We start from the raw sequence: 14,537 nt of genomic DNA, 5'->3' as shown, positions 1-14,537 counted from the left end.
GTGTACAGGCTATCGTCTCCCTCCGCACTGCAGACTACGGGGCCACCCGGCCGTTCACATTGAAGGCGGCGTAAGTGAAGGGCATGAGCTTTTCGAAATGGGTTTCCATCTGCTCGGCACACATTTCGATCTCGCGCTGGGGGAACGACGGAAATGACGAGCCCTCCCGCTTGGTGCGCAGGCTGAGGAAGTTCATCAGTGAGCGCGCGTTGAGCGTGACATACATCGAGGAGTAGATGTTCAACGGCAGCACGATGCGGGCGACTTCGCGCGCGACGCCGGCTTCGAGCATCCGCTGGTAGGCCTCGTAGGCGTGGATCGCGGCGGCGCGGGTCTGCTGCTGCACGAGCGCGATCTGCTCGGCGGTGCCGGGCAGAAAGTCGTAGGCACCGGGCTTGCCGACCTGCACAAGGTTACGTTCGTCGGACGGTACGTAGAACACCGGGCCCAGCTCCCGGTAGCGGCCGGACTCTTCGTTGTAACTGGCGATGCGGTGCCGCATGAATTCGCGGAAGACGAAAATGGGGGCGCGCACGTAGAACGTCATTGAGTTGTGTTCGAACGGCGAACCGTGCCGGTCACGCATGAGGTAGTTGATCAGCCCGCGGTCACGCTTCTCGTCGGCCTCGCTCGCTGAACCGTCGAGCTGGCTGTGCTCGACGGTCTGCTCCCCCAGGGTCGATACCCGCGCGGCAAACAGCACATCGGAATCGTGAGCGTTTGCACGCACCAACTCCACGGTCATTTCAGATCGAAACTCAATTTCAGACACCGCCTCAGGCTAGCCGGGATGTCGGACAATGCGCCCGTGCGCAGTCGTAATGTGTCGTCACAGTCCCCCGAACAGGGCTGGGCACACGTAGCGTCAATATCATGAACCCACTCGAAGCGATCGGACTCCTGTTCGCGCTGTTGGCTGCCACGACCGTTCTCGGCCTCATTTTACGAGCCCGTCAGGGACGAGTGGCCCGTGTTTTTGGCGACGTCGTCACTCCAGCGGATGTTGCCGCCACGGTCGCTTTCGGCCCCGCCGCCACCCTGCTGCAGTTTTCGACCGAGTTATGCGCTCGCTGCCCGGGCACCCGCCGCCTACTGCGCGCTGTCGCCGAGCAGCGCCCTGGGGTCGTATTCGTAGAAGTGGATCTCACCCACCGCCCCGATCTGGCCAAACGGTACGCCGTGCTGCAAACCCCAACGACCCTGATTCTGGACGGAGCCGGTCGGGTGCAGGCGCGCGTGGGGGGCCCTCCCACTCGGGCCGACGTCGGTACGACCCTTGATTCCATCACGCGGGACACCACATCCAGCAGCACACTCGGGAGCTCTCATGTCTAAGACACCTCGCGCCCGGCTCGATCCGCGCGGACCCCGATTCGGCGCAGGTCTGACGGCCGTGCTGTTGCTCCTGGTCGTGTTTATGTCGCTCATCGGGGCATCCGCTGCGGCGCTGGCCCTGCTGGCAGCGATCACCGCGTTATTCGCATGGGGTGCATTGGCCGGCGCCGGCCGGCATCCGTACGGCGCCCTGTTCAAGAAATTCGTGCGGCCGCGCCTCGCCCCTCCGACTGAACTCGAAGACGCGGCCCCGCCCACCTTCGCGCAGGGCGTGGGCCTGGCGGTGACCTTGGTCGGACTCATTCTGGGTCTGGCCGGTGTACCGGGCGCTGTCGGAATCGCTGCGGCCGCCGCGTTTGTCGCTGCCTTTCTGAACGCGGTTTTCGACTACTGCCTCGGCTGCCAGATCTACCTGCTGCTCCTGCGATCCGGCGTGCTCAACCGGGGTAGCAAAGCCGTCGAGAACGTCTGAGTCGCTGTCTCCAACCCGACCGTGACACGCCCGGCAGATCGGATCTCACGCTGCCCTGACGTGTCGGCTGGCTCTCAGGTAATTCCCAGACGGCAAGCGTTCGCGGTGCAGGTCGGACGGTTAGGGTGGAATTCAATCACCTGGAGGTAACAACATGCCCACGACGCTCACGAGTGAAGCAACCTCAGTATGGACCGGCGATCTTCCAACCGGTACCGGTACCGTCACCCTCGACTCCTCGCACGCCGCCGTGTTCTCGGTGAACTGGAAGGCCCGCGCTGAGGGTGTGTCGAACACGACCAACCCGGAGGAACTGCTTGGCGCCGCCCACGCCGCCTGCTTCTCGATGGCCCTCGCCAACGCTCTCGGTTCGGCCGGCCACACTCCGGAGAGCATCCAGGCCACCGCCGCCGTGACTTTCGCGGCCGGCACCGGCGTTATCGGAAGCCACCTGCTGGTCAGTGCCAAGATTCCCGGCCTGACTGAAGCCGAGTTCGAGGTGTTCGCCCAGGATGCCAAGGAGAACTGCCCGGTCTCTAAAGCGCTCGCGGGCATCCCGATCACCATCGAAGCAGAGCTCGCTTAGGGGTCTGGCGTGCGCGTTCTGATCGCCGGCGCGTCCGGCCTCATCGGCCGGGAACTCAGCCGGCAGTTAGTCGGGGCCGGGCACATTCCCGTGCGCCTGGTCCGGCGTGAAGCCCTCGGCAAGAACGAGATTCGGTGGGACCCGTCTGCCCACGCCCTGGACGCTCACGTTCTGGACGACATCGACGCTGTCGTCAACCTCTCGGGGGCGTCACTGGCGCGACTGCCCTGGACGCCTGGCTATCGCAAGGAAATCCTGAATTCGCGTTTGTCCGCCACCCGCACGATCACCGACGCGCTCGGACACGCTGCCACTCCTCCAACGGTTCTGCTCAACGGTTCCGCAGTGGGCGTGTACGGCAATCGGCCCGGGGAAATCCTGAGCGAGACCTCCACGGTCGGAACCGATTTTCTGGCCGATGTCGTCACTCAATGGGAGGCAGCGGCCCAGCTCGCTCCGGAACCGACCCGGGTTGTCACGTTACGCACCGGCCTCGTACTCGCCAAGGGCGGCGCGCTGAAACCGCTCCTGCCCCTGGCCAAACTCGGTCTCGCCGGACCACTCGGCGGCGGAAATCAGCACTGGGCCTGGGTGAGCTTGCACGACGAGGCTGCAGCCATCCTTCATCTGCTCACCTCGACGCTCTCCGGCCCGGTCAATCTCGTCGGGCCATCCTCGGCTACAGCGAACGACATCATCAAGGCCCTGGCCACTGCGCTGCACCGACCGTTTTTCCTACCGGTGCCCCAGCAGGTCTTGACGCTGCTGTTGCAGGACGCCGCCCGCCAACTACTGCTCGCAGACCAGCAGGTCAGCGCCCAGAAACTTTTGGACGACGGGTTCGAGTATGCTCAACGAACGCCAGCCACAGCGGTCGCCTGGATGCTCCGGCAGCCGTAGCCTGCGGCTACTTCGGGGTGCGTTCGAGGCTGATCGCGGTGCGGATCGCCCCGCGAGCGCGCTTGCGATCGCCGGCGGCGTCGTAGGCGAGGCCGAGGCGCAGCCAAGCGTGCCAGTTCTCTGGCTCGGCTTCGACCCCCGCCTGCGCGGCTGGAAACTGCTCGTCGGCAGCATCCCGGTAGGGACGTCCGCTCGGTCGAACCGCCAAATCGGCGGCAGGAAGGCCGCCCAGCCGTTCGAGCTCGCGCATCAGGCGCTCCGAGCGGACACCGAACACCACTTCACGCGCCAGAGCCCAGAAACCAATCAGCGGCAGGATGAGAAGGGCAAGGCCGATGGCGATGCCCACCGGCTCCCCGCTTTGGATGAACAGCACCGCGCGTACGCCGACCGACACCAGGTAGAAGACGAGCAGGACCGCCATGACAACGACAGCGATCTTGCCCTTCACTTGGAGGCTCCTTCGCTGGCAGCCATACTGAATCCCAGGTCGACGATCTGGTCGAGGCCGACCGATACACCTCGAGCGGTTCGCGCGGCGTCGAGGGCGAGCAGGATGCCACTTTCATAAGCGCTCGGTGACAGGGTGTTGTGGCTGATCGTGAGGGTTTCACCGGTGCCGCCGAGAAGGACGTCTTGCCGGGCCAGGAGTCCGGACAGGCGCAGGCTGTGCACGGGCACGCTCGCGACCTGCTGGCCGCGGGCACGCTGATCGGTGTGCGGCGCCGAAACCGGGCCGAGCTCAGCGCGCGCCCGGCCGATCAGTTCGGCGGTTCGCACCGCCGTGCCCGACGGTGAATCAACCTTCGACGGCTGGTGACCCTCGACAATTTCGATGGAGTCGTAGAACCGGGCGGCCAGGGCCGCGAAGGCCGTTGCGAGCACCGATCCGATCGAGAAGTTCGGAATAATGATGACGCCGGTGTCCTCCCGGCCGGCGAGACGCCGGGCGAGAGAATCAATACCGTCCTGGGTCCAGCCCGAAGTGCCTACGAGCACCTGCAGACCGTGCTCGGTCGCAAAATCGACGACGTTACGGCTCACGTCGGGCCGGGTCAGGTCAACGGCGATCTGCGCGCGGAGCATCTCGCTCAGCTCGCTGTGGGAATCGAGGCGGGCGACGACCTCAAAGCCCTCGGTTCGGGCGATCAAGTCGGAAACCAAGCGGCCCATCTTGCCCGTCGCTCCAATGATGGCCACCGTTGTTGTCATGACACCAATGTACCAATTGATCACGTCACTACCGGCCCACGCAATAGCCTAAGCAGATGCCCCAGTTTCTCGCCGTGTCGGTCGCAGACGCCGCAGCCCTCGCCCTGCTCAACGAGTACTTCCGCAGCCCCGAACTGTCGTTTCGACAATCCCACGGCACCTACCACCCGACCTATCCGGTCACGGAGCAGTTCGTGCCGCCTGAGGGCCTGTTCCTCGTGGTGCTCGATGGCCAGGCAGCGAACGACGCTGGCGGCACGTATGTCGGGTGCGGAGGCATCCGTCGGCTGCAAACCACCACGAATGAACCGGTCTGCTTCGAGGTCAAACATTTGTGGATGCAGCCACGCGCCCGCGGGCGCGGCTGGGGACGGATGCTGCTGGCTGCACTCGAGAGCCGGGCGAGCGACCTGGGCGCCGCCGAAATGGTGCTCGACACGAATGTGAGCCTGTCCACCGCGGGGGCGCTCTATCACAGCACCGGGTATGAGAGCATTCCCGCGTACAACGACAACCCCAATGCAACACACTGGTATCGCAAACGGCTCAGCACAAACTAACGTCAGCGCAAGCTGATTTCAGTGCAAATCAACTTCAGCCGCTGGTTCGACCCTAGAACATCAGCGGTTCCGGCAGCCCGGTACGCAGCTCGACCGGCAAATGGCCCAGATCATTGTGAGTGACGAGCGTCCACGGTCGACCTGGTTTTTGCTGCAGCACGGTGAGCCCACAATTGGCTTGATTAATACCAACCCAGCGCCAGTCGGGAGCCCCGAGCACCTCCCGAACGAACCACGCGATCACGAAATTATGGGTGATCAGCAGGTCGTGCCGCTGGCTGCGGCGCGGTTGCAGAAATTCCGCGACGGCGTCTTCCATCTGTGCGCGTCCCGCCGCGATCTCGTCTTCGGTTACCGAGCCGAAAAACGGGTCGTAGGCCGATGGTGTCTCGGCCGCCCGGCCAGAGGGAATGCAGTCAAACAGCAGTGCCGACGGCTCGCTCTGCAAGGCCGGAAGCCGTTCCGCCATGATGGCCGCGGTTTCGGCGGCCCGTTGCAGCGGCGAGTGCCAGGCGCCTGTGAACGGAACCCCACTCAGACGATCGGCGACGAGCAGCGCCTGGCGTTTGCCGCGCGGCGATAACGGACCGTCGTGCAGGCCGTGTTCGGCATCCTGTTGCTCGCCGTGGCGTACCAGGTAGATGTACTGGGGCATCATTGTCCATTTCAGAGTGCGGGAATCCGGCCGGGCCGGAAGGTACCAGAGACTAAGTCGCGACCGGTCAGCTGGGAAGGATGGCCGCGAACGCGTCGTCATCGAGGGCACCGACGGCGGAGATCGATACCGCGCCACTGACGAGTTCGGCAGCGAGCCCCTGCACGTCGGCCGCCGTGACCAGCGCAAGGCGGCGCAGCACTTCGTCGAGATCAGCGAACTCGCCGAGGGTTATCTCGGAGCGACCCAGCCGAGACATTCGGGTGTCCGAGTCTTCCAATGCGAGGGCCGACGCTCCACTCAACTGGCCAGACGCCCGCCTCATCTCGTCGTTGGTGACACCGCCATCGGCGAGGCGATGTAGCTCGCTGAGCATGAGTTCGGCGACCTGGCCGGCCTTGGCCGGCGTGCATCCGGCATACATACCGAACAGGCCAGCATCCGAGTAACCGGGCGCGAATGAGTAGACCGAATAGGCCAGGCCGCGCTTCTCCCGCACTTCTTGAAAAAGCCGGCTCGACATTCCCCCGCCGAATATCGAAGTGAGCACGCTCATCGTGACGCGCCGGTCGTCGGTCGCCAGCAGGCCGGGCATTCCGAGCAGCAGGTTCGCCTGTTCCAGCGGACGTTTGATGATGGTCAGGGCCTGGCCCTGGTGAATCGCGGCGGGCACGCCGTCTCGACGGCTGACCGGGGCCTGGGCAATATTGAGGTCCCAGCCGGATCGTTCGAGGGCGCGGGTGACGGCGGCGACCAGCTGGTCGTGGTCGACGGCGCCGGCGACCGTGACGACGAGGTCTTGCGGGCGATAGTTGGCCTGGTAATGCTCCCACACCGCCGTGCGGGAGACACTACGAATGTCGTCGGCACTGCCGCCGATGGGACGGCCGAGCGGATGCTTCCCCAGCACCGCTTCGAAGAATCGCTCATTGGCGACGTCGGCCGGGTCGTCGTCAGCCATGGCGAGTTCCTCGAGAATAACGCCGCGCTCGGTTTCAAATTCGCCGGCATCCAGTTGTGAGGAGGTCAGCATGTCGGTGAGAACATCAATGGCCATACCGAGGTCGCGGTCTTGCACCTTGGCGTAGTAGCAGGTGTATTCCTTTGCGGTCATGGCGTTGTGTTCGCCGCCAACCGCATCAAAAGAGATGGCAATGTCGAGAGCGGATCGCGTTGGCGTGCCTTTGAACAACAGGTGCTCGAGAAAGTGAGTGGAGCCGAAGTGACCCGGTTGTTCGTCACGGGAACCGACGGCGATCCAGTAACCGACGGTGACACTTCGGGCACCCGGCACCTGCTCACTCAGGATGCGCACGCCGCTTGGCAGAACGGTCCGACGCACCAGGGCATCACCGGCGGCCCGAAACGAGAGTTCGGCCTGGTCTAGGGGAAAATCGACTGCACCGTTCATATCATCCCCACCTTACAAGACGCGATCGGCGCTGCCGGCGCCCGTGTGCGATCTCGCCAAGCTACCCCCAGTTTGACCGTGACGGTCCGTACGGTCGATTACGACAGACTGGTCTGTCTATGGTGTGTTACAGTCTGGGAGCCAACCGGGAAAACACCGGATTTGCGCTCATGCGGGCTCGCTCGCTTGCCTCAATCAAGGAGTGACGCATGACCACGCTCACAGCTGACGCCGTTCGCCCCCCAACCCACGCCAAGCTGCGTATCCTCGCCACTGCCGACCGCTTGTTCTACACCGAGGGTGTACACACCGTAGGTGTGGACCGCATCATCGGTGAGTCGAAGGTCACCAAAGCGACCTTCTACAAGTACTACCGCTCGAAGGACGCCCTCATCGTCGTGTACCTCCAGGGCCGGGACCGTCTGGCGCGCGATTTTCTGGCTAGCCTCGACACGAATTGTGACACCCCGGAACAGCGGCTGCGTGGCGTCGTCAATGAGATCTCGGCTCAGGTCATTCGCGGAGGTTTTCACGGCTGCCCGTTTATCAACGCGGCCGCACAGTTCACCGACCCGGCCCACCCCGTGCGCCAGGCCGTTTCTGCACATCGTGACTGGTACGGCCGGTCGATCGAAGACATGTTCCGCGGGATGGGCCATGCCCGGCCCGGAGACGCCGCCGACGATTTTTTCCTCGCCCGCGATGGCGCCTTTGCCGGTGCCAACCTTGGCGACCCGATCGGTGCCCACACCGCCCTGCTGCGCGCTATCCAGCGTGTGCTCGACGAATCCGTCGCCTGACTTTCTCTTAGTCGGCCGACACCCGGTCGAGATCGAGCAGGTCACTGCGGCCGAGACGGATGCCCGCCGCGGCGATCAGGGACTGCACCTGATCGACCTCCCCGGCTCCGGCGACCGGCGCCACTACGTCAGGTCGGGCGATCAACCAGGCCAGGGCGATCGACGCCGGTGCCACACCCTGCGCTGCGGCGATACGGTCAACCACGGCCAGTACGCGCAGCGAGCGACGATTGAGGTACACCTTGGCGAGTTGTCCGCGGGCGGTACCGGCGACATCCGCTTTGGTACGAAAAGCGCCGGCCAGAAAACCGTGAGCCAGGGCAAAGCCGGGCATCAGCGCAAGATGCTGGGCGCGAGCGACGACCGCGACATCTTTTTCGAGTTCGGTGCGATGCACGAGGTTGTATGGCGTTTCGGCGGCGACGAACTTGGGCAAGCCGAGGGCGGACAACACCCGGGCTTCCATGAGTCGTTCCGCCGAGAAATTGCTCGCACCGAGGTAGCGCACCTTGCCGGCGCGCATGAGGACGTCCACGGCAACGAGGCTCTCTTCGAGGGCGACGGTTTTGTCGTCGAAGTGAAAGTAGAGCAGGTCGAGGTAGTCGGTGCCGAGCCGCACGAGGCTGGCTTCGACGGCGGCGACGATGCTGCGCTGAGTCAGTCCGGGATTGTCGAGATTTCGACCGATTTTGGTGGCCAGAACGGTCTCGGCCCGAGCACCCCGAGAGCGCAGCCACGAACCGATAATCACTTCGCTGCGCCCAGCAGCGAAGCTGTCGGCGGTGTCAAGAAAGTTACCGCCGAAGTCGCGGTGCGCGTCGAGGATGGCCTTGGATGCTTCACCCGTCGCTGTCCAGCCGAAAGCGTTGCAGCCGAGGGCGAGTGGATGCACGCGCAGGTCGGTTCCCGCAATCTGCCGGCGAACCGGGCCAGCACCGACCGTGGTCTGCGCCTGCACGGTGTCGGCCGGCCGCGAACGATCAACGTACAGGGCATCGAGCGAAGACGAGACCACCTGTCGGGGCATTGCGTTCTCCTCCAGGGGTGCACGCCCGACCGTTCGTTTTCGCCGGGTTTTCTCTTCGTGAATTGCTCTTGGCCCGACTTTAGGCGAGGCCACCGACATTTTTCGGCGGCACGCTAAACCGTTACCAGATTGTACGTCGGTGACGTCCGAATAGGGGGCACCACCTGTCGGTTGCCAGTTGACACGTTCTCGATTTGTTAGACTGGCAGTTGCGCGAAAACTGGGCTGCCTGTGCAGGTGTACATCCGCCCTGGGCCGCCTGCCATCGAAGAGATCAATCGGTTGGTCGGCGAGGTACCCTGCCCGAATCAGCCGCAGGAAAGCAGCCATGACCACCGTCGCCGACGTACCCAACCCCCAGGTTCCCCGCGAGGCTCTGCGTCGCCGCACCTTCGCCGTGATCTCCCACCCCGACGCCGGCAAGTCCACCCTGACCGAAGCCCTGCTGCTGCATGCCCGCGCGATCACCTCGGCCGGCGCCACGCACGGCAAGGCCGGTCGCAGCGGCACTGTCTCGGACTGGATGGAGATGGAGAAGGCCCGTGGCATTTCGGTGACGAGCGCCGCGATCCAGTTCGAATACCACGACGCTGTGATCAACCTGGTTGACACCCCCGGCCACGCCGACTTCTCCGAGGACACGTTTCGGGTGCTGTCCGCAGTGGATGCCGCGGTGATGCTCGTCGACGCGGCCAAGGGCCTCGAGCCGCAGACGATGAAGCTGTTCGCGGTCTGCAAGCAGCGCGGGCTTCCTGTCATTACCGTCATCAACAAGTGGGACCGCCCGGGCGACGCTCCCCTGGCCCTGATGGATGAGATCCAAACCCGCACCGGACTGCTGCCGACCCCGCTGAACTGGCCGGTCGGCGAAGCCGGCGACCTGCGCGGCGTGCTCGATCGCCGCTCCGGCGACTTTCTGCGCTACACCCGCACCGCGGGCGGGGCGACCGTGGCCGAGTCGGTGCGGCTGGATGCGGCCGCCGCGGCGGTCGAGGAGGGCCCGGCCTGGGCATCCGCTGTCGAAGAATCTGAGCTGCTCGACGCGGAGTCCCAGAATCATGACTCCGAGCTGTTCCTCGACGGGCAGACCACCCCGGTGCTGTTCTGCGCGGCAGTGGCGAACTTCGGGGTGCAGCAGCTGCTCGACACCCTGGTCGAGTTCGCACCACCCGCCGAAGCCCGCATCGACATCGACGGCAACCCGCGCAAGGTCACCTCGCCGTTCTCCGGTTTCGTCTTCAAGGTGCAGTCCGGCATGAACTCCGCGCACCGCGACCACGTGGCCTTCGTACGCGTCTGCTCGGGCGAATTTCGACGCGGAATGGTCGTCACCCACGCGGCAACCGGTCGGCCCTTTGCCACCAAATATGCCCAGCAGCTGTTCGGCAAGGAACGCACCGTCACCGACCAGGCCTGGCCGGGTGACATCGTCGGGTTGGTGAACGCGTCGGCGCTGCGGGTGGGCGATTCGATCTTTGAAGATGAGCGGGTGGAGTTTCCGCCGCTGCCGTTGTTCTCCCCCGAACACTTTCGAGCGATTCGTCCGGTCGACAGCAGCAAGCACAAGCAGTTTCGCCGTGGCATCGACCAGCTCGACCATGAGGGCATCATCCAGGTGATGCGATCCGAGGTGCGCGGCGAACAGGCACCGGTGCTCGGAGCGGTCGGACCGATGCAGTTCGAGGTCGTCGAAGACCGCATGGTGCACGATTTCCACGCTGATATTCGCATGGAAGCGCTTCCGTACCAGGTGGCCCGCAAGACCGACAAGGAGAGCGCGCTCGTGCTCGCCGGAACCCGTCAGGTGGAAGTCTTCACCCGCTCGGATGGCACGCTGCTCGCGCTGTTCAGCACCCCGTGGCGGTTGCAGGCGATTATCAAGGAGAACCCGAAGCTCGTGCTGATCGACATTGCCAACGCCACGGCTGAGGACTTCATGTAACTTCTTCGATGAACAAGAAAGGCCGCATCCTCGTGGAGGATGCGGCCTTTTGCGTGTCTGTCGGTGCTGGTTACGCGTCGACGACCACGGAGGTGATGACCGGGCTGCGACGGTACTTGCGGTTCATCCACCGGCTCACCGACTGCGTGAAGAGGTCTTCGAGCTCGGCGCCGTCGACGATCTTGATGCGGTTCGCGGCCTTCATGGCCTCATCGATGACCTTGGTCGCGCCCTTGACCCACTCGTCGTCGTGCACGAATCCGCGCGCCAGGAACTCGACGGGCTCGGAGAGCGTGCCGGTCTTGGCGTTGAGAATGCCGAGGATGGTGATGGTGCCGTCTTCGGCGAGCTTGCGACGGTCTTCCATCGCGGCAGTGGATGCGCCACCGACGGTCATACCGTCGACGAAGATGTAGTCGGCGACGACCCGGCCGGTGACCTTGGCGTGGCCGTCGATGAGGTCGACCACGACGCCGTCTTCGACGACGATGACGTTGTCTTCTGGAACACCGGTCTGGATGGCGAGGTCGGCGTTGGCCGTGAGGTGACGCCATTCACCGTGGATCGGCATGACGTTAACCGGCTTGACGATGTTGTAGCAGTAGACGAGCTCGCCGGCGCTGGCGTGGCCGGAGACGTGCACCTTGGCGTTGCCTTTGTGCACGACGTTGGCGCCCCAACGGATCAGGCCGTTGATGACGCGGTAGATGGAGTTCTCGTTGCCGGGGATCAGCGAGCTCGCGAGCAGCACGGTGTCGCCCTCGCCGATCTTGATGACGTGCTCGCGGTTCGCCATGCGCGAGAGGGCAGCCATCGGCTCGCCCTGCGAACCGGTGCAGATGAGAACGACCTTGTCGTCCTTCATGCGCTCGAGCGCCTTCATGTCGACGAGGAGGCCCTTGGGAATGTTGAGGTAGCCGAGCTCACTCGCGATTCCCATATTGCGCACCATGGAACGGCCGACGAAGGCCACCTTGCGGTTGTGCTTGACGGCAGCGTCGATGACCTGCTGGATGCGGTGCACGTGGCTCGCGAAACTCGACACGATGATGCGGCGCGGGGAAGTGCGAAACACGGTGTCGATCGCCGGTCCGATGTCCTTCTCAGCGGTGGTGAAGCCGGGAACCTCGGCATTGGTCGAGTCCGTCATGAACAGGTCGACGCCCTCTTCGGCCAGGCGTGCGAAGGCACCGAGGTCGGTGAGGCGCTTGTCGAGCGGAAACTGGTCCATCTTGAAGTCACCGGTAGCAAGCACGAGGCCGGCTTCGGTACGGATGGCGACGGCCAGACCGTCGGGGATGGAGTGGTTGACGGCGATGAATTCGAGGTCGAACTGGCCGACGGTCCGGCGCTCACCCTCTTTCACTTCAATGAAGTTCTGGCTGAGGCGGTGTTCCTGCAGCTTGGCAGCGAGGAAGGCCAGGGTGAGCTTGGAGCCGATGACGGGAATGTCGCCACGTTCCTTGAGCAGGTAAGGGACGGCGCCAATGTGGTCTTCGTGGCCGTGCGTGAGCACGATGGCCTCGATGTCCTGGAGGCGGTCGCGGATGGCCGTGAAGTCGGGCAAGATCACGTTGATTCCGGGCTGGTTGTCTTCGGGGAAGAGAACGCCGCAGTCGATGATGAGCAGCTTTCCCTTGTGCTCGAAGACGGTCATGTTGCGGCCGATCTCGCCGAGACCTCCGAGCGGGATGATGCGCATGCCGCGAGCCGGTAGCGCCGGCGGAGTGCTCAAGTCGAGGTAGTGGTTATTCATGAATCCCATTTCGTTGTCTGCGGTACTGCATGTCGAGGTGTGTGGGGACCGAGCTCGGGCATGCGGAAAGCCGGAATTGAGGGGCTCTTGCGCATACGCATACCTCGTGTCGTGCCCAGCGGGCGAGTAAAATACCGGCCAGGCACGTCTGTAGTCTACCGGCGCGTCGACGATTGGCATTTCGATGCCACCACTGCGGTTGTCGAATACGACAAAAGAGGGACTCCGCGTTGCGGAGTCCCTCTTTTCGAATTCAGCGGCAGCCGAACCGCAGCGCGCTATGCTGCTGCGGCCAGGTGCTTGCTACCAGCCATCTGCGGCTGTACGGCGCGGACCGGTGAGATGACGGCGGGGTGCGACACGTACTCGCCGGCGTCACGGTGCTGCGCGGTTCCGCTGACATACCCGCTCCCCATGTCCAATCGACTCATGGTCTGAGAAATGTACGCGTTGGGACGGATGGTGCTTTCGCTGGTGTGTGATATGTAAGAATTCATGATGCTCCTGGTGCGATCTCTTGATGACGGATGCCGACTGGGATCCAGAGCAATGACTAGTCACAGATATCCCTCAAATTTGTTCTGGAGGAACTGGTTCGAGTGAAGCTGGGGTGTTGGCCCGTTCGGCGGGAAGAATGCGCTGCGCCGCGCGAGCTGAGAAGTCCGGGTCCGATAGTGGACCGCCATGACTTCCCAGGTGTTACTAGACTACGTGACTGTGTCGCTCGCTGGGGGAAACGCACGATCTACACAGGGACTGTGCAGGCAGCTAGGATTCAGCGTCGATACTGTGTGCGAATGACTTCTTCTACGTTGTACGACATACCCCTCACGCTCATCGATGGAACGCTCACCTCCTTCGGCGCGTTTGCAGGTAAAACGGTTCTCGTCGTCAACGTCGCGTCAAAGTGCGGCTTCACCCCGCAGTACGCCGGTTTGGAAGCCCTGTACCAGCGTTACGCCGACGACGGGCTGGTCGTGCTGGGATTACCGAGCAATCAGTTCATGGGCCAAGAACCCGGAACTGAAACAGACATCGCCCAGTTCTGCGGCATGACCTATGGGGTGACCTTTCCGATGACAGCCAAGGTCGATGTGCGGGGCAAGCAGCAGCATCCGCTCTATGCTGAGCTGACCAAATTCAAGCGGGGCCTGCTGCCCGGCCTGATCAAGTGGAACTTCGAGAAGTTTCTGGTGACACCCACCGGCGAGATCGTGGATCGCTTTGCGTCGTCGGTGGAGCCGGAGTCGACCGAAATCGTGCAGGCGATCGAGAAGGTCCTGGCTGAAAAAGCCGCCTAGCCCCGATTCCCTGGGCCCGGCAGTACAGCTATTCGTCGCTGAGGTTGTCACTCAGGATGCCGAGCACGGTTGATCGCGCTGACCGCGAGGCCTCCCCCAGCAGCCCGGACACGATTTCAACGAGCAACTCGGTCAAGATTGCATGTGGAACTCTGGACATGTATTCCAGTTCGTGACGGAAGGATCCGTGCGCCGGCGCGACCACGAGTGCGATGTCGGCGAGCGAAACCAACGGGGAACTTGCAAACGACGTCACCACGACAAGCACGGCATTCGTAGCGCGCGTCGACCGGGCAGCCTTGATGCTCGACTCATTGGCACCGCTGCCGCTGATGACGACGCAGGCATCTGCAGGTCGCAACTGGCGTGCTGAAATCTGCTGGCCGATCGGATCGGAGACGAATTCCGTGGGGCGTCCGATGGCGGTCAATCGCATCGCCAGGTCAGACGCCAGGGGCGCCGACAGCCCGCGTTGGCGAGCGCCAGTACCCGGTTTGCCGACGTGATGCGCTGCACGGCCTCTTCGACCGCGCTTTCGGTGAGTAGGACGGTCGCTGTTCTCGGTTTGAACCCGACCTGC

The 14,537-nt window shown here is 63.7% G+C and carries 17 protein-coding genes; 8 read left to right on the top strand and 9 right to left on the bottom strand.

The window, feature by feature from the left end:
• Positions 1-34: 34 nt before the first annotated feature.
• On the bottom strand, positions 35-745 hold the full coding sequence (gene thyX, locus E3T38_RS13620) for an FAD-dependent thymidylate synthase (RefSeq protein WP_241984488.1): 711 nt from the start codon (positions 743-745) through the stop codon (positions 35-37).
• A gap of 128 nt (positions 746-873) precedes the next feature.
• On the opposite strand from thyX, the gene E3T38_RS13615 reads away from it, so the two are divergent.
• The 4 genes from E3T38_RS13615 (at position 874) to E3T38_RS13600 (ending at position 3,293) form a co-directional block, all read left to right on the top strand.
• Positions 874-1,335 carry a thioredoxin family protein gene (locus E3T38_RS13615; protein ID WP_134548681.1) on the top strand — a complete coding sequence of 154 codons (462 nt, stop codon included), beginning with the start codon at positions 874-876 and terminating at the stop codon, positions 1,333-1,335.
• Positions 1,328-1,807, top strand: coding sequence for a DUF4395 domain-containing protein (locus tag E3T38_RS13610; protein WP_134548680.1), 480 nt, complete (start codon positions 1,328-1,330; stop codon positions 1,805-1,807). The genes E3T38_RS13615 and E3T38_RS13610 overlap by 8 nt, the downstream gene beginning before the upstream one ends.
• A 154-nt stretch (positions 1,808-1,961) precedes the next feature.
• The gene (locus E3T38_RS13605) at positions 1,962-2,393 is read left to right on the top strand and encodes an OsmC family peroxiredoxin (protein WP_134548679.1); all 432 of its coding nucleotides are present in this window, start codon (positions 1,962-1,964) and stop codon (positions 2,391-2,393) included.
• A 9-nt stretch (positions 2,394-2,402) separates the two neighbouring features.
• Positions 2,403-3,293, top strand: coding sequence for a TIGR01777 family oxidoreductase (locus tag E3T38_RS13600; protein ID WP_134548678.1), 891 nt, complete (start codon positions 2,403-2,405; stop codon positions 3,291-3,293).
• 7 nt (positions 3,294-3,300) lie between these two features.
• On the opposite strand, the gene E3T38_RS13595 is transcribed toward E3T38_RS13600, so the two are convergent.
• A complete protein-coding gene (locus E3T38_RS13595) occupies positions 3,301-3,744 on the bottom strand; it encodes a hypothetical protein (protein ID WP_104196997.1) in 444 nt (147 codons plus the stop codon).
• On the bottom strand, positions 3,741-4,505 hold the full coding sequence (gene dapB / locus E3T38_RS13590; protein ID WP_134548677.1) for a 4-hydroxy-tetrahydrodipicolinate reductase: 765 nt from the start codon (positions 4,503-4,505) through the stop codon (positions 3,741-3,743). Before dapB ends, E3T38_RS13595 begins: the two co-directional genes overlap by 4 nt.
• A gap of 56 nt (positions 4,506-4,561) precedes the next feature.
• Here dapB and E3T38_RS13585 point away from each other — a divergent pair, with 56 nt between their 5' ends.
• On the top strand, positions 4,562-5,065 hold the full coding sequence (locus E3T38_RS13585; protein ID WP_134548676.1) for a GNAT family N-acetyltransferase: 504 nt from the start codon (positions 4,562-4,564) through the stop codon (positions 5,063-5,065).
• Between the two features lie 52 nt (positions 5,066-5,117).
• Here E3T38_RS13585 and E3T38_RS13580 read toward each other — a convergent pair whose 3' ends face one another.
• Both E3T38_RS13580 and E3T38_RS13575 read right to left on the bottom strand, forming a co-directional pair.
• The gene (locus E3T38_RS13580) at positions 5,118-5,720 is read right to left on the bottom strand and encodes a histidine phosphatase family protein (RefSeq protein WP_134548731.1); all 603 of its coding nucleotides are present in this window, start codon (positions 5,718-5,720) and stop codon (positions 5,118-5,120) included.
• A gap of 67 nt (positions 5,721-5,787) precedes the next feature.
• Entirely contained in the window at positions 5,788-7,131 is a 1,344-nt protein-coding gene (locus E3T38_RS13575; RefSeq protein WP_134548675.1) for a pitrilysin family protein, read from the bottom strand.
• A gap of 209 nt (positions 7,132-7,340) precedes the next feature.
• Between E3T38_RS13575 and E3T38_RS13570 the strand changes: the two genes are divergently transcribed.
• Positions 7,341-7,931, top strand: coding sequence for a TetR/AcrR family transcriptional regulator (locus tag E3T38_RS13570; protein WP_134548674.1), 591 nt, complete (start codon positions 7,341-7,343; stop codon positions 7,929-7,931).
• A 7-nt stretch (positions 7,932-7,938) separates the two neighbouring features.
• Here E3T38_RS13570 and E3T38_RS13565 read toward each other — a convergent pair whose 3' ends face one another.
• Complete coding sequence (locus tag E3T38_RS13565; RefSeq protein WP_134548673.1) at positions 7,939-8,958, bottom strand: aldo/keto reductase; 1,020 nt, start codon at positions 8,956-8,958, stop codon at positions 7,939-7,941.
• 328 nt (positions 8,959-9,286) lie between these two features.
• Here E3T38_RS13565 and E3T38_RS13560 point away from each other — a divergent pair, with 328 nt between their 5' ends.
• Entirely contained in the window at positions 9,287-10,900 is a 1,614-nt protein-coding gene (locus E3T38_RS13560; RefSeq protein ID WP_134548672.1) for a peptide chain release factor 3, read from the top strand.
• A 70-nt stretch (positions 10,901-10,970) separates the two neighbouring features.
• Here E3T38_RS13560 and E3T38_RS13555 read toward each other — a convergent pair whose 3' ends face one another.
• Both E3T38_RS13555 and E3T38_RS13550 read right to left on the bottom strand, forming a co-directional pair.
• The gene (locus tag E3T38_RS13555; RefSeq protein WP_134548671.1) at positions 10,971-12,656 is read right to left on the bottom strand and encodes a ribonuclease J; all 1,686 of its coding nucleotides are present in this window, start codon (positions 12,654-12,656) and stop codon (positions 10,971-10,973) included.
• 278 nt (positions 12,657-12,934) lie between these two features.
• Positions 12,935-13,153 (bottom strand): hypothetical protein, encoded by a 219-nt coding sequence (locus E3T38_RS13550; RefSeq protein ID WP_134548670.1) that lies wholly within the window; start codon positions 13,151-13,153, stop codon positions 12,935-12,937.
• Between the two features lie 300 nt (positions 13,154-13,453).
• Here E3T38_RS13550 and E3T38_RS13545 point away from each other — a divergent pair, with 300 nt between their 5' ends.
• Positions 13,454-13,957 carry a glutathione peroxidase gene (locus E3T38_RS13545; protein WP_134548669.1) on the top strand — a complete coding sequence of 168 codons (504 nt, stop codon included), beginning with the start codon at positions 13,454-13,456 and terminating at the stop codon, positions 13,955-13,957.
• A 28-nt stretch (positions 13,958-13,985) separates the two neighbouring features.
• Here E3T38_RS13545 and E3T38_RS13540 read toward each other — a convergent pair whose 3' ends face one another.
• Complete coding sequence (locus E3T38_RS13540; protein WP_241984482.1) at positions 13,986-14,393, bottom strand: SIS domain-containing protein; 408 nt, start codon at positions 14,391-14,393, stop codon at positions 13,986-13,988.
• Positions 14,394-14,537: the final 144 nt, after the last annotated feature.

It is taken from the genome of Cryobacterium sp. Hb1 (assembly GCF_004403585.1).
Classification (GTDB): Bacteria; Actinomycetota; Actinomycetes; order Actinomycetales; family Microbacteriaceae; genus Cryobacterium; species Cryobacterium lyxosi.
Note: the sequence above shows the minus strand (reverse complement) of the source record. Positions and strands in the feature narration are given on the sequence as shown.